The organism is Mesorhizobium sp. Cs1299R1N1, from assembly GCF_037179655.1.
GTDB classification, from domain to species: Bacteria; Pseudomonadota; Alphaproteobacteria; order Rhizobiales; family Rhizobiaceae; genus Mesorhizobium; species Mesorhizobium salmacidum.
In genome coordinates this window covers 62,848-76,266 of sequence record NZ_JAPYKR010000003.1, presented here as the reverse complement: position 1 = coordinate 76,266, position 13,419 = coordinate 62,848, and the positions used below count along the sequence as shown (strand labels likewise).

Genomic DNA, 13,419 nt, shown 5'->3' with positions numbered 1-13,419 from the left:
GGGGCTTCCTGCCCGCTATTTCAGAATAGCCGCCCGCCGTCCGGCACCTTGCGTTCGATGGCGCCCAACACGACGGCGCCCTCTTCATCGGGGAAACCGAGCGTCAGCACTTCCGACATGAACGGGCCGATCTGGCGCGGCGGGAAATTGACCACCGCGAACACCTGCCGGCCGATCAAAGTCTCGGGCGTATAATATTTGGTGATCTGCGCCGACGACTTCTTGATGCCGATCTCGGCGCCGAAATCGATCTTCAGCTTGAAGGCCGGCTTGCGCGCCTCCGGAAACGGTTCAGCCTCGACGATCGTGCCGGCGCGGATGTCGACACGATCGAAGTCGGCAAAACTGATCTCGGGCTTGCGCTCCTTGCTTGAACTCATGTCGAACGCTTCTTGCTCAGGCGTTGCCGAAGGTCTCGAACAGCACGCCGGCCAGCGCGTCCTTGGCCGAGGTTCCCGACCAGACGACGAACTGGAAAGCCTGGAAGTAACACTCGCAGGCTTCCAGCGCCGAGGACAAAAGCACTTCGACCTGCTGGCTCGAGGGTTCGACCCCGCCGGCCAGGAGCAGCGACTGGCGGAACATGATCGCGCCTTCCTGCTCCCAGAGATCGAAATGGCCGAACAGCATCTGTTCGTTGATCAGCGACAACAGCCGCATCACTTCCAGCGTACGGGTTTCCGGCACCTTGATGTCGAAGGCGCAGGCCAGGTGCAGCGCCTCGAAATCCTCCATCCACGAGAAGGAGACGTGATAGTCGGTCCAGCTGCCGGCAACCGAGATCGAGATTTCGTCGTCGCCGGCCCGTTCGAAGGACCAGTCATTGTTGTGGGCCACCTGCTCGATCACATCCACCGGATGGATTTCGCGGGAAAATTCGAGTTCGAGAAGTTCCATGGAATGCTTCCTGTGTTCAGGGGGAGCGCCACACGCTCCGCGGGGCACACACGACGAACAATCTTGTCTAGAACTCGGACGGCCGGGACTTCTCAACGCAAAGACCCCAGACCGGACCCCACCGCCCGGCGCATGACCCCTGCTCCGAATCATGCAACAAATTCAGTCTATTGATCGGGAGTCGCGTGAACAGCCCAATTTTTCGCACTGCGTCATTCGCATGTGGAAAGGTGCCTGTCACAAAGAGTCACGCAATGCCGGTAAGCGATTCACGGCAAAGCGATTTTCAGGCTGGTGCTTTGTGGAAAAGTTTAACGAATTATTTTTTCGGCTTGGGCTTCGCCGGAGCCGCAGGTGTGGCATGACCGGTCAGTTCGGCGATCCTGGCCTCGAGCGTCTCGATGCGCTCGGCGAGCCTGCCGTTCTCTTCTCTCGCCTTGGCCGCCATCTCGCGCGCGGCCTCGAACTCCTCGCGCTGCACGACATCCATGGAGTTGAGGATGCGTTCCGCCTGGCCCTTGAAGGCCGTCTCCACCTCGCGCCGGACACCTTGAGCGGCACCGGCGGCATCGGTCATCAACTTGGCGAATTCATCGAGAATGCGGTTCGGTCCGGTCGACATGGCAGATCCTCGCTTGCATGATTTGAATTAGTGACGTGGCGCGAGGAATGCAAGAACGTTGGGGGTTGGTGCGACCTCTGCGTTGCTTTGGCGCACAGCCGCACGGCGACCGCCGCCGTCAACAGGAGGCTCCCGAACGGCTCCGAAGCTGTACTTGGTGGTGGCAAGTCGCCTATTATGACGCCCTCGTCTCCCTTCAGGCACGCTCAACCCGGGATAACCAATGGCAACGCCCCCGCGCAGACCGACAAATCCGATGGAAGCCGCCGAAGCCGTCTTCAAGCCGGTGAAGAAGCCGGCACCGGCCCCGCCTCGCGAACCCTCCACCGCCCCGAATGTCCGCGAGCTTGTCTCGATCAGGATCGACCGGGCCGTGCTCGAGCATTTCCAGGAAGATGGTCCAGGCTGGCAGGACAGGATCAACGACGCCTTGCGTGAAGTGGTGGCCGGCAAGCCCAGGGGTTGAGGACGTCCATCCGCGCGACGGACCTTGAAGCGATCCCGTTCACGAGCCATCGACGGCCGTGCCCTTGCCTTGACCCTGCCAAAACCCTGCCGCATGGTCCGCGCCGATCGCAACCGAGAGCTCCCCGTTGAACGAGTATTTCCTGCTGCCGCTGGCTTCACTGCCTTTCCCGAACATCAACCCGATCCTCATCCAGATCGGGCCGCTGGCGGTACACTGGTACGGCATCGGTTACATCGTCGGCATCCTGTTTGCCTGGTGGTATGCCAAGCGGCTCGCCGCAAATCCGAAACTCTGGCCCGACGGCGTCCCGCCGATGAAGCCGGAGGACCTCGACGATTTCATCGTCTGGGCGGCCATCGGCGTGGTTCTGGGCGGCCGCACCGGCTATGTCCTGTTCTATGACCTGGCGCGCTATATCGCCCATCCGCTCGATATCTTCGCCGTCTGGCAAGGCGGCATGTCCTTCCATGGCGGCCTGCTCGGTGTCATCCTGGCCATGACGCTGTTTTCCTTTAAGCGCGGCATCCGCACCTGGTCGCTGTTCGATGTCGTGGCAGCCGGCGTGCCGGTCGGCCTCGGCCTCGTGCGCGTCGCCAACTTCATCAACTCCGAGCTCTGGGGACGGCCGACCGACGTGCCCTGGGCGATCGAATTCCCCAATGGCGGACCGTTCACCCGCCATCCGAGCCAGCTCTACGAGGCCTTGCTCGAAGGGCTGGTGCTGTTTGTGGTGCTACGCATCCTCACCCACTCGCGCCTCAAGCTGAAGACGCCGCGATTTGTCGGCGGCGCTTTCATCTGCGGCTACGGCCTGTCACGAATTTTCGTCGAGTTCTTCCGCGAGCCCGACCAGCAGCTCGGCTATCTCCTCGGCACAAACTGGCTGACCATGGGCATGATCCTGTCGACGCCGATGGTGCTGGCCGGCATCTGGGCGATGGCGACAGCCAAGCCGGTGAAGCAAGCGCAGCCGCAGGCGACATGACGCTGCTGAAGGCTCGTATCGTCGACCTGATCGAGGCGGTGGGTCCGATGCCCGTCAACGAATACATGGCGCTGTGCCTGTTCGATCCGCGCGATGGCTACTACACCACACGCGAACCGTTCGGCGCGGCTGGCGACTTCATCACCGCGCCGGAAATCAGCCAGATGTTCGGCGAACTCGTCGCCGTCTGGCTCTATCAGGCTTGGGCAGCGATCGGCCGGCCGATGCCGGTCACCGTCGCCGAGATCGGCCCTGGCCGCGGCACGCTGATGAAGGACATGCTGCGCACCTTGTCGCGGCTCGACCCCGCCTTGGCCAATGGCGCCGCCTTCGCCATGATCGAGACCAGCCCGCGCCTGACGGAAATCCAGAAACAGACGCTCGGCGCGACACCATTCGCTGTTTCCTGGCACGAAACCATCGACGCGCTGCCGCGGCAACCGCTGCTGATCGTCGGCAACGAACTGTTCGATGCCGTGCCCATCCGCCAGTTCGTCCGCGCCGGCGCCGAGTGGCGCGAGCGCATGGTCGGCCTGGACGATGCGGACAATCTTTGCTTCTTCGCGGGCGTCGGCTCGGTCGATCCGACGCTGCTGCCCAGGGATGCAGCCGACGCGCCGCAAGGCGCGATCGTCGAAATCGCGCCCGCCCGCGCCGCCCTGATGGCGGCCATCGCCGAGCGCATAGCCGCTCATGGCGGCGCCGGGCTGTTCCTCGACTACGGCCATCTGCGGCCCGGTGTCGGCGACACGCTGCAGGCCTTGCGCCGGCACAATCACGAAGATGTGCTGGCCAATCCCGGCGAAGCCGACCTTACCTCCCATGTCGATTTCGCCGCCCTTGCAGCGACCGTGCGCGCGCACGGTCTCGACGCCCACCTGTCGACGCAGGGCAATTTCCTGCTCGGCATGGGCATTCTGGAGCGTGCCGGCCAGTTGGGCGCCGATCACGACCAGGCCGCACGCGACAAGTTATCAGATGCCGTCGAGCGCCTCGCCGGCCCGCAAGCCATGGGTGAACTTTTCAAGGTCCTCGCCATCGTTCCGCGTGGCGTAGCCGTCAGGTCCTTCGCCACGGCGGATTGACTTTTCGTCGCTGCCCCTCCCAATCTCCCGTCCGGTAAACGACGGTCGGACCGCCGGCCGCTTTTCCTTGACGAAACCGCCCACACGGACAACAACGCCCGCATGCTGAATCAGACCAAACCGGATCCCGTTCGGTCGCCGCTGCTGGACCAGGCGCAGGCACAAGGCATCCGCCACGGCTACTTCACCCGCATCGGCGGCGTCTCCACGGGCATCTACCGGGGCCTCAACATCGGCACTGGGTCGGATGACGACCAGGCGCTGGTCGCCGAGAACCGGGCCCGTGTCGCCGCCTGGATGGGCGTACCCGCAAGCCATCTGCTGACCGCCTGGCAGGTCCATTCACCCGACGTCGTCATCGCCAGGGAACCCTTCGCCGGCGAGCGTCCCAAGGCCGATGCCATCGTCACAGACCGGCCGGGCATCGCCATCGGCGCCTCGACCGCCGATTGCGGCCCGGTTCTGTTCGCGGATGCCGGCGCGCGCATCATCGGCGCGGCGCATGCCGGGTGGAAAGGCGCTTTCACGGGCGTGCTCGAAAACACCGTTGCCGCCATGGAGAGCCTCGGCGCCCGTCGCGAAAACATCCTCGCCGTGCTTGGCCCTTCGATCAGCCCCGACAATTACGAAGTGGGGCCGGAATTCGTCGCCCGCTTCGTCGATGCCGACAGTGAAAATGCGCGATATTTCGTGCCTTCGGCACATGCCGGCCATTCGATGTTCGACCTCAACGGCTATACGATCGACCGGCTGGCCAGGGCCGGCGTTACGGCCGAAGGCCTTGGCCGCTGCACCTATGCCGAAGAAGATCTGTTTTACTCCTACCGGCGCACCACGCACCGTAGGGAACCCGATTATGGCCGGCAGGTTTCGGCAATCGTTTTGGAGAAGGTATAATGGCGCTGCATTTTGAACGATCGGAATTCGACGCGCGGCGCGACCGGCTGATGATCGAGATGGCCGAGAAGAAGCTCGACGCCATCCTGCTGTTCGCGCAGGAAAGCATGTACTGGCTGACCGGCTACGACACGTTCGGCTTCTGCTTCTTCCAGTGCCTGGTGGTGAAGGCCGACGGTTCCATGGTGCTTCTGACCCGTTCGGCCGACCTGCGCCAGGCGCGCCAGACCTCGATCATCGACAACATCGTGCTGTGGACCGACCGCGACGGCGCCAATCCGGCCGTCGACCTGCGCAACCTGCTCAACGAACTCGACCTGCTCGGCGCCCGGATCGGCGTCGAATACGACACTCACGGTCTGACCGCCTATAATGGCCGCCGCCTGGATGAGCAGTTGCAGACCTTCGGCCAGATCGCCGATGCCTCCGGCATCGTCGGGCGGTTGCGCCTGTTCAAGAGCCCGGCCGAGATCGCCAAGGCGGAGAAGGCCGCCAATCTCTCCGACGACGCGCTGGACGCGGCGCTGCCGCTGATCAAGCAGGGCGGCGACGAGGCCTTGATCCTCGCCGCCATGCAGGGCGCGATCTTCGCCGGTGGCGGCGACTATCCGGCCAACGAGTTCATCATCGGCTCCGGCGTCGATGCGCTGCTGTGCCGCTACAAGGCCGGCCGCCGCAAGCTCACCAAGAACGACCAGCTGACGCTCGAATGGGCAGGCGTCTTCCATCACTACCACGCGCCGATGATGCGCACGGTGCTGACCGGAAAGGTCTCCAAGCGCCATCAGGAGCTGTTTGATGCGGCACGCGCCGCCCTTCTGGCCGTCGAAAAGGCGATGACGCCGGCAAACACCTTCGGCGACGTGTTCGACGCCCACGCCCGCACCATGGAAGCGCACGGCCTGACCAAGCATCGGCTGAACGCCTGCGGCTATTCGGTCGGGGCCCGCTTCACGCCGTCCTGGATGGATATGCCGATGTTCTACCAGGGCAATCCCGAACCGATCGCGCCGAACATGACGCTGTTTGCCCATATGATCATCATGGATTCCGAGACCGAGACGGCGATGACGCTTGGCCGCACCTACCTGACCACCGAATCCCAGCCGAAGCCGCTGTCCCGCCATGATCTCGACTTGATCGTGCAGTGAATCCATAATGGGAGGCGTTCTTCGCCAAGGAGTTAGAAGGCAAATGAGACGATCGCATGTGACGACCGTGTCATTGCTTGTGGCATTGGCTTTGGCTGCCTGCACCAACGCAAAGGACGTCCTCGAGCCTTCCGCCATCACCCCGCCGGCGGCTTCGACGCAGCCGGCAACGCAGGGCATCTCGGCGGCCACCGTTCCCGCCCCGGCGCCATCTACGGCCGCGACGGCCACCACGACAGCGGGCGCACCCGCCGCCGCGCCCGTCACCTCCGCCCAGGCTGCCGCCATCCTGTCGAAGACCCGGCTGCAGATCGCGCCGATCGTCGGCGCTTCGGTGGAAGCCGCCACGCCGCTGACGGCGGAACTGCAGACACGTGCCAAGCAGCGCGGCATCACGCTGGCCGGCAGCCAGGACCAGACCGCCACCCATGTGCTCAAGGGTTACTTCTCGGCGATGACGGAGGGCAAGGACACCACCGTCATCTATGTCTGGGACGTCTACGACCCATCCGGCAACCGGCTGCACCGCATCAACGGCCAGATGAAGGCACCTTCGACCGGTTCCGGCGACAGCGCCGGCGCCGACAGCTGGAAGTCGGTCTCGCCAGCCACCATGCAGGCGATCGCCGACCAGACCATCGACCAGTTCGCGGCCTTTCTCAGCGGCAAGGCGAGCTAGTCCAGAACCCAAAAGTGGAAAACGGTTTTGGGAAAATCCGGATGCTCGAACGAGCAGAGGGATCAGCGGAAGTCCGCAGCTCTCCGTTGCCAGTCGGTGATGGCTAACAGTTTTCGTGAGCTTAGCCGGCGGATTCACGATCTCGGCGCTTGCAATACCGGCGCGGGCCGCTAAAAGCCCGGTTAAAAGGCGCAGGAGAGTCCGCCAGGCCTCTCCGTCCTCCACCAGGAACGGTGCATGAAACTCTTCGCGGGCAATTCCAACAGGGTGCTGGCCGAAGCGGTCGCTCGCTATCTCAACATCCCGCTGGGCAAGGCCAGTGTCAGGCGCTTCGCCGACCAGGAAATCTTCGTCGAAATCCAGGAGAATGTGCGCGGCGAGGATGTCTTCATCCTGCAGTCGACCTCGTTCCCGACCAACGATCACCTGATGGAACTGCTCATCATGATCGACGCCTTCATGCGCTCCTCGGCCAAGCGCATCACGGCGGTTATCCCCTATTTCGGCTATGCCAGGCAGGACCGCCGCGCCTCCGGCCGCACGCCGATCTCGGCCAAGCTGGTCGCCAACATGATCACCCGCGCTGGCGTCGACCGGGTTTTGACGCTGGATCTCCATGCCGGCCAGATCCAGGGCTTCTTCGACATCCCGACCGACAATCTGTTCTCGGTGCCGGTGATGGCCCGCGACGTCAAGGCGAAATACAAGCAGCTCGGCAATGTCGTGGTGGTGTCGCCCGACATAGGCGGCGTGGTGCGTGCCCGCGCGCTGGCCAAGCGCTTCGACGCGCAGCTCGCCATCGTCGACAAGCGCCGTGAGCGTCCGGGCGAATCGGAAGTCATGAACATCATCGGCGCGGTCGCCGGCAAGGATTGCCTTTTGATCGACGACATCGTTGATTCCGGCGGCACGCTTTGCAATGCCGCCGACGCGCTGCTGGCCAACGGCGCCACCAGCGTCACCGCCTACATCACCCACGGCGTGCTGTCGGGCGGCGCGGTCGCTCGCATCAGCGGCTCGAAGCTGCAGGAACTGGTGATCACCGATTCCATCCAGCCGACGCAGGGCGTGCTCGACGCGCCCAACATCCGCGTCATCTCGATCGCCGACCTGATGGGCGAAGCCATCTCGCGCACGGCGACCGAGGAATCGGTGTCGAGCCTGTTCGACTGAAAACCCGTCACCCCTGCGGCAAGGCCGATGGCGTCTGTGCCTCTAACCGGGCCGGGGCTCGCCGCATGCCTTCGCCGGCATCGCGCGCGCCACGCATATAGCCGCGCGGCGAGGAACCCAGCATGCGCTTGAACATGGTGATGAAGGCCGGCACGCTGTCATAGCCGAGATCGAGCGCCACCCGGGTGATCGGCTCGCCGTCGGCGAGCCTCGGCAGCGCCGCGAACAGGCAGGCCTGCTGGCGCCATGTCGACAGCGACAGGCCGGTCTGGCGCTGGAAGGCGCGCGTGAAGGAGCGCCGGCTCATGCCGACCGTATCGGCCCATTCGTCGATCGTCGCATGCGGCGAGGGTGCGGCGACGAAACGCCGGCAGAGCGCCGCCAGTTTGGGATCCGACGGGAACGGCAGGCCGAGCGGCCGCTCCGGCAATTGCGGGATCTCATGCAGGAGAAGGTTCATGATCAGGCCGCCGCGCCCTTCAAGCTCGCCGCCTTGAGGCAGCTTCTCGGATTCCACGATCAGACTGTGCATCAGGTCGGTGATGCCGACGACGCGCATGCCCTCCGGCAGGCCCGGAATCGCCTGCGGCATGACATAGACCGAGCGCATCGAGACATCGCCCAGCATCTCGACGGAATGTTCGATGCCGGCCGGGATCCACATCGCATGGTCCGGCGGCACCATCCACCGGCCATGCCGCGTCGTCACCAGCACGACGCCGACCAGCGCATGCAACAACTGGCTGCGGCTGTGGTGGTGGTGCGGCACGTGGTAGCCGTCCGGATATTCGGTCGGCAACACCACCGCCGGCCCGACCGCCTGCTCGAGCCACTGCCAGCGCAGCCCGTGCAATTGCTCGAGATCGGCGTGGCCGGCGCCGAAAATCTCCCTGGTTTTTGGCATTCGGTATGGCCCACTTGCGAAACTATTGGACCAAACCACGAAAGAAGTCGCTTGGCAACCGGACTATAAGGCTGCCTGCGGGAAGCGCCCGCCACACCGCCTGCGGGAAAAACCGCCAAAAAGACTACGGAGCCTATCTTGACCGATACGACAGCCACCAGCGTCGCGCCGCCTGCGACCGCCAGTCACGCTTCAGCCCAGGCGACGGCCTTCACCGTCATCCTGGCGGTGAGCCTCTGCCACTCCATCAACGACATCATGCAGTCGCTGCTATCGGCCATCTATCCGCTTCTGAAAGACAATTACGGCCTCGACTTCTGGCAGATCGGCCTGTTGACCTTCACCTTCCAGGTGACGGCATCCCTGCTGCAGCCGATCATCGGCGCGGTTACCGACAAGCGGCCGATGCCTTATTCGCTGCCCTGGGGCATGGCGTCTTCGCTGATCGGCCTGGTCGTGCTGGCCTATGCCGGGCACTACTACCTCCTCCTGATCGGCGCCTCGCTGATCGGCATCGGCTCGGCGATCTTCCATCCGGAGTCCTCGCGCATCGCCCGTTTCGCATCCGGCGGCCGGTTTGGCCTGGCGCAGTCGCTGTTCCAGGTCGGCGGCAATTTCGGCCAGTCCATGGGCCCATTGCTGGCCGCCTTCATCGTCGTGCCCTTCGGCCAGACCAGCATCGCCTGGTTCGCCGTCGGCTCGCTAATCGGCATCGTTATCCTGTGGCAGGTCGGCGGCTGGTACAGCCGCCTGCGCGCCGCGCAAGGCAATCGCAAGACGGCAAGATTCGTCTCGCCCTTCCCGCGCCGCAAGGTGATGTGGGCCTTGGCGGTGCTGACCTTGCTGGTGCTGACCAAGAACGCCTACATCGCCAGCCTGGCCAGCTACTACACCTTCTATTCCATCCACAAGTTCGGCGTTTCGGTGCAGATGTCGCAGGTCATGCTGTTCCTCTTCCTCGGCTCGTCGGCGCTGGGCATCCTGCTTGGCGGTCCGTTCGGCGACCGCTATGGACAAAAGGCGATGATCTGGTTCTCGATCGTCGGCGTCCTGCCCTTCACGCTGGCGCTCCCCTACGCCAACATGGAATGGACGATGGTGCTGACCGTGCTGATCGGCCTCATCCTGTCGTCGGCTTTCTCCAACATCGTCGTCTTCGCGCAGGAACTGGTGCCGGGCCGCGTCGGCATGATCGCCGGCATCTTCTTCGGCTTCGCCTTCGGCGTCGGCGGCATCGCGGCCGCCGTGCTTGGCGTCGTCGCCGACATGAAGGGCATCGATTTCGTCTTCCAGATCTGCTCCTATCTGCCGTTCCTGGGACTGCTGACGGTGTTCCTGCCCAACATGAAGGAAGCCCGCAAGGCGCAGGCAGCCGCATAGATCATCCGAGCTGTATCCAGGCAAAGGCACCCGCCATATGGCGGGTGCCTTTGCCATTCAGGCGGAAAGGATTCAGGCCTTGAAGAAGGCCAGCAGGTCGGCGTTGATGATTTCGGCGTGGGTCGTGGCCATGCCGTGCGGAAAGCCCTTGTAGACCTTGAGCTCGCCCTTCTTGAGCAGCTTGATGGCCAACAGCGCCGAATCGGCAATGGGAACGATCTGGTCGTCGTCGCCATGCATGACCAGCACCGGCACGTCGATCTTCTTCAGGTCTTCGGTGAAGTCGGTCTCCGAGAAGGCCTTGATGCAGTCATAGTGCGCCTTGGTGCCGCCCATCATGCCCTGGCGGTACCAGTTGTCGATCACACCCTGCGAAACCTGCGCATCCGGGCGATTGAAGCCGTAGAACGGGCCGGCGGGAACATCCACGTAAAGCTGCGCGCGGTTGGTGGCGACGCCGGAACGGAAGCCGTCGAAGACCTCGATGGGCAGGCCGCCGGGATTGGCTGGGGTCTTGAGCATGATCGGCGGCACCGCGCCGAGCAACGCTGCCTTGGCGACACGGCCGCCCGCACCATACCGGGCGACATAGCGCGCCACCTCACCGCCGCCGGTCGAATGGCCGACATGGATGGCATCCCTGAGGTCGAGATGCGCGACAAGTTCAGCCACATCGGCGGCATAGGTGTCCATCTCGTTGCCGATATCCGTCTGCGTCGACCGGCCATGGCCGCGGCGGTCATGGGCTATGACGCGGTAGCCTTGTGACAGGAAGAACAGCATCTGGGCGTCCCAGTCGTCGCTGCTCAACGGCCAGCCGTGATGGAAGACGATGGGCTGGCCGGTTCCCCAGTCCTTGTAATAGATCTGCGTGCCGTCCTTGGTGGTGATCGTGCCGCTGCCTGAGCCTGATTTGGTCTGCGAGGTCATCTCAATCTCCGTTTTTGATTACTATCGCGATAAACAATATCGCGATATAGATATCGCTAGCGCAGCTCGACCCCCGTGTCTACAAAAAATATGTATCGCGATATCATTTTTCGTAGTACATATTTTAGGCGTTTAATCGGCAAAGGAATGCGTCGTGCCTCTCCCGTTGGACAATCAGCTGTGCTTCACGCTCTACGCCACCAGCATGGCGATCAATCGCACCTACAAGCCGATGCTGGACGAGATGGGCATCACCTATCCGCAATATCTCGTGCTCAACGCGCTGGGCGAGGCCGACGGCATGTCGGTCGGCACGATCGCGCACAGGCTCGCTCTGGAATCGAGCACGGTCACGCCGCTGGTCAAGCGCATGGAACAATCCGGCCTGGTGACCCGCCAGCGCAGCCAGACCGACGAGCGCCAGGTACAGGTCGACCTGACATCAGCCGGCCGCAAGCTGCTCGTCCAGTGCAATTGCCTGAACGAGACCCTGGTTGAGCGCTCGGGCATGACGCCGGCCGAGCTCGACGCCCTGAACCGGCAGGTCCAGGCACTGCGCGATGCCTTGAGCGGCGACCGTTAACGACGGCCTTCCCACCTTCGCTTGCACGCCTGCCCGCCTTCCGCTATAGAGCCGCCACCCGCGTAGACACCCTTGGAGGCAACGCGGCGGAAGGCTGCCTTCCCCTTGTGATCCCGAACAAAGATCCGCTCGCTGCGGTTTCCGGCATTCGGGCATCGAGGTCTGGCGGCTTTCGACGTTTACGGCCTGGCACATCGCCAACCGTAGGCGCTCCATAACACGCGAAAGGAAAAGCCATGAGCCACGATACTTACGAGCTCAAGGCCGAAGCGCGCGAACAGGTCGGTAAGGGGTCCGCCCGTGCAGTTCGCCGCAACGGTAAAGTGCCTGCAGTAATCTATGGTGACAGACAGCCTCCCCTGGCGATCGCGCTCACCTACAAGGACATCTACTACAAGATCCATGGCGGCGGGTTCCTGACCACGGTCGCCACGATCGATGTCGACGGCAAGAAGATCCAGGTCCTGCCGAAGGACTTCCAGCTCGACCCGGTCAAGGATTTCCCTGTCCATGTCGACTTCCTGCGCATCGGCAAGGACACCGAAGTCAACGTCGACGTTCCCGTGCACTTCATCAATGAAGACAAGTCGCCCGGCATCAAGCGCGGCGGCGTGCTCAACATCGTGCGTCACGAAGTCGAGTTCCACTGCCCGGCCAATGCGATCCCGGAATTCATCACCGTCGATCTCACCGGTGCCGACATCGGCGATTCGATCCACATCTCGGCAGTCAAGCTGCCGGCCGGCGTCAAGCCGGTCATCTCCGACCGCGACTTCACCATCGCGACCGTTGCCGGTTCGTCGGCGATGAAGCCGGAGACGGAAGAGACGGTCGAGGTTGCGGCTCCCGAAGCGGCTCCCGCCGCCGAAGAGAAGTAACTCTTTTCACGCCCGGAGGCGACGATGCTTGTCTTTGCAGGCCTCGGCAATCCGGGCGCGAAATACGCTGAAAACCGGCACAATGTCGGCTTCATGGCGGCGGACGCTATCGCCCGCCGCCATTCCTTTTCGCCCTGGTCGAAGAAGTTCCAGGGCCTGATTTCCGAAGGCACGCTCGGCGGCGAAAAGATCATCCTGATCAAGCCGCAGACCTTCATGAACCTGTCCGGCCAGTCCGTCGGCGAAGCGCTGCGCTTCTACAAGCTCGACCTTTCCGCCCTCACCGTCTTCTATGACGAGATCGATCTTGCCGAAGGCAAGCTGCGTATCAAGACCGGCGGCGGCGCCGGCGGCCACAACGGCATCCGCTCGATCGACGGCCATCTCGGCAACGCCTATCGGCGCGTGCGCATCGGCGTCGGCCATCCGGGCGTCAAGGAAATGGTCCAGCATCATGTGCTCGGCGACTTCGCCAAGGCCGACCGCGACTGGCTCGACCCGCTGCTCGACGCGATCGCCGACAATGCGGCGATGATCGTCAAGGGCGACGAGTCCGGCTTCATGAACAAGGCCGCCCTTGCCGTCCAGGGTAAGGCGGGCGTCGAACCGGAAAAGCCGGCGCAGAAGCAGCCGAGCCCGAAACAGCAAAGCCCGAAACAGCAAAGCCATGTCCGCCAGGCCCGCCCCCAGCAGGCGCCCGCCAAACTGCCCGAGACCGGCCCGATGGCCGCCATGCTGAAGAAACTCTTCGGCAACAAGGACTGAAGCGCAGGCGCATGTGGCCTT

General features: G+C 63.5%; 16 protein-coding genes. 11 read left to right on the top strand and 5 right to left on the bottom strand.

Annotated features, from left to right (window positions below):
• Positions 1-20: 20 nt before the first annotated feature.
• The 3 genes from O7A70_RS07190 to O7A70_RS07180 form a co-directional block, all read right to left on the bottom strand.
• Positions 21-380: a tRNA-binding protein gene (locus tag O7A70_RS07190; protein ID WP_140759364.1), complete on the bottom strand. Its 360-nt coding sequence runs from the start codon at positions 378-380 to the stop codon at positions 21-23.
• A gap of 16 nt (positions 381-396) precedes the next feature.
• Positions 397-897 carry a YbjN domain-containing protein gene (locus tag O7A70_RS07185; RefSeq protein WP_027143347.1) on the bottom strand — a complete coding sequence of 167 codons (501 nt, stop codon included), beginning with the start codon at positions 895-897 and terminating at the stop codon, positions 397-399.
• Between the two features lie 319 nt (positions 898-1,216).
• On the bottom strand, positions 1,217-1,519 hold the full coding sequence (locus tag O7A70_RS07180) for an accessory factor UbiK family protein (protein ID WP_337139760.1): 303 nt from the start codon (positions 1,517-1,519) through the stop codon (positions 1,217-1,219).
• A gap of 223 nt (positions 1,520-1,742) precedes the next feature.
• Here O7A70_RS07180 and O7A70_RS07175 point away from each other — a divergent pair, with 223 nt between their 5' ends.
• From O7A70_RS07175 to O7A70_RS07145, 7 genes are all read left to right on the top strand, one after another.
• Complete coding sequence (locus O7A70_RS07175; RefSeq protein WP_027143349.1) at positions 1,743-1,985, top strand: BrnA antitoxin family protein; 243 nt, start codon at positions 1,743-1,745, stop codon at positions 1,983-1,985.
• A gap of 127 nt (positions 1,986-2,112) precedes the next feature.
• Positions 2,113-2,973 (top strand): prolipoprotein diacylglyceryl transferase, encoded by an 861-nt coding sequence (lgt, locus tag O7A70_RS07170; protein WP_337139759.1) that lies wholly within the window; start codon positions 2,113-2,115, stop codon positions 2,971-2,973.
• The gene (locus O7A70_RS07165) at positions 2,970-4,058 is read left to right on the top strand and encodes a class I SAM-dependent methyltransferase (protein ID WP_337139758.1); all 1,089 of its coding nucleotides are present in this window, start codon (positions 2,970-2,972) and stop codon (positions 4,056-4,058) included. The genes lgt and O7A70_RS07165 overlap by 4 nt, the downstream gene beginning before the upstream one ends.
• A 102-nt stretch (positions 4,059-4,160) precedes the next feature.
• Positions 4,161-4,955 carry a peptidoglycan editing factor PgeF gene (gene pgeF / locus O7A70_RS07160; protein ID WP_337139757.1) on the top strand — a complete coding sequence of 265 codons (795 nt, stop codon included), beginning with the start codon at positions 4,161-4,163 and terminating at the stop codon, positions 4,953-4,955.
• Complete coding sequence (locus O7A70_RS07155) at positions 4,955-6,106, top strand: M24 family metallopeptidase (protein ID WP_337105830.1); 1,152 nt, start codon at positions 4,955-4,957, stop codon at positions 6,104-6,106. The genes pgeF and O7A70_RS07155 overlap by 1 nt, the downstream gene beginning before the upstream one ends.
• A 43-nt stretch (positions 6,107-6,149) precedes the next feature.
• Complete coding sequence (locus O7A70_RS07150; protein ID WP_337139756.1) at positions 6,150-6,785, top strand: hypothetical protein; 636 nt, start codon at positions 6,150-6,152, stop codon at positions 6,783-6,785.
• Positions 6,786-7,022: 237 nt separating this feature from the next.
• Entirely contained in the window at positions 7,023-7,958 is a 936-nt protein-coding gene (locus O7A70_RS07145) for a ribose-phosphate pyrophosphokinase (protein ID WP_019860650.1), read from the top strand.
• A 7-nt stretch (positions 7,959-7,965) separates the two neighbouring features.
• On the opposite strand, the gene O7A70_RS07140 is transcribed toward O7A70_RS07145, so the two are convergent.
• A complete protein-coding gene (locus O7A70_RS07140; protein ID WP_337139755.1) occupies positions 7,966-8,862 on the bottom strand; it encodes an AraC family transcriptional regulator in 897 nt (298 codons plus the stop codon).
• 138 nt (positions 8,863-9,000) lie between these two features.
• On the opposite strand from O7A70_RS07140, the gene O7A70_RS07135 reads away from it, so the two are divergent.
• On the top strand, positions 9,001-10,242 hold the full coding sequence (locus tag O7A70_RS07135) for an MFS transporter (RefSeq protein WP_337139754.1): 1,242 nt from the start codon (positions 9,001-9,003) through the stop codon (positions 10,240-10,242).
• A 72-nt stretch (positions 10,243-10,314) separates the two neighbouring features.
• Here the strand turns inward: O7A70_RS07135 and O7A70_RS07130 are convergent, their stop codons facing one another.
• Positions 10,315-11,172, bottom strand: a complete 858-nt coding sequence (locus tag O7A70_RS07130; RefSeq protein WP_337139753.1) for an alpha/beta fold hydrolase — start codon at positions 11,170-11,172, stop codon at positions 10,315-10,317.
• Between the two features lie 154 nt (positions 11,173-11,326).
• Between O7A70_RS07130 and O7A70_RS07125 the strand changes: the two genes are divergently transcribed.
• The 3 genes from O7A70_RS07125 to pth all read left to right on the top strand — a co-directional run bounded on the left by O7A70_RS07125 (position 11,327) and on the right by pth (position 13,398).
• A complete protein-coding gene (locus tag O7A70_RS07125; protein ID WP_337139752.1) occupies positions 11,327-11,755 on the top strand; it encodes a MarR family winged helix-turn-helix transcriptional regulator in 429 nt (142 codons plus the stop codon).
• Positions 11,756-11,991: 236 nt separating this feature from the next.
• Positions 11,992-12,633, top strand: a complete 642-nt coding sequence (locus O7A70_RS07120) for a 50S ribosomal protein L25/general stress protein Ctc (RefSeq protein ID WP_027143359.1) — start codon at positions 11,992-11,994, stop codon at positions 12,631-12,633.
• A 24-nt stretch (positions 12,634-12,657) separates the two neighbouring features.
• Positions 12,658-13,398 carry an aminoacyl-tRNA hydrolase gene (gene pth, locus O7A70_RS07115; RefSeq protein ID WP_337139751.1) on the top strand — a complete coding sequence of 247 codons (741 nt, stop codon included), beginning with the start codon at positions 12,658-12,660 and terminating at the stop codon, positions 13,396-13,398.
• Positions 13,399-13,419: the final 21 nt, after the last annotated feature.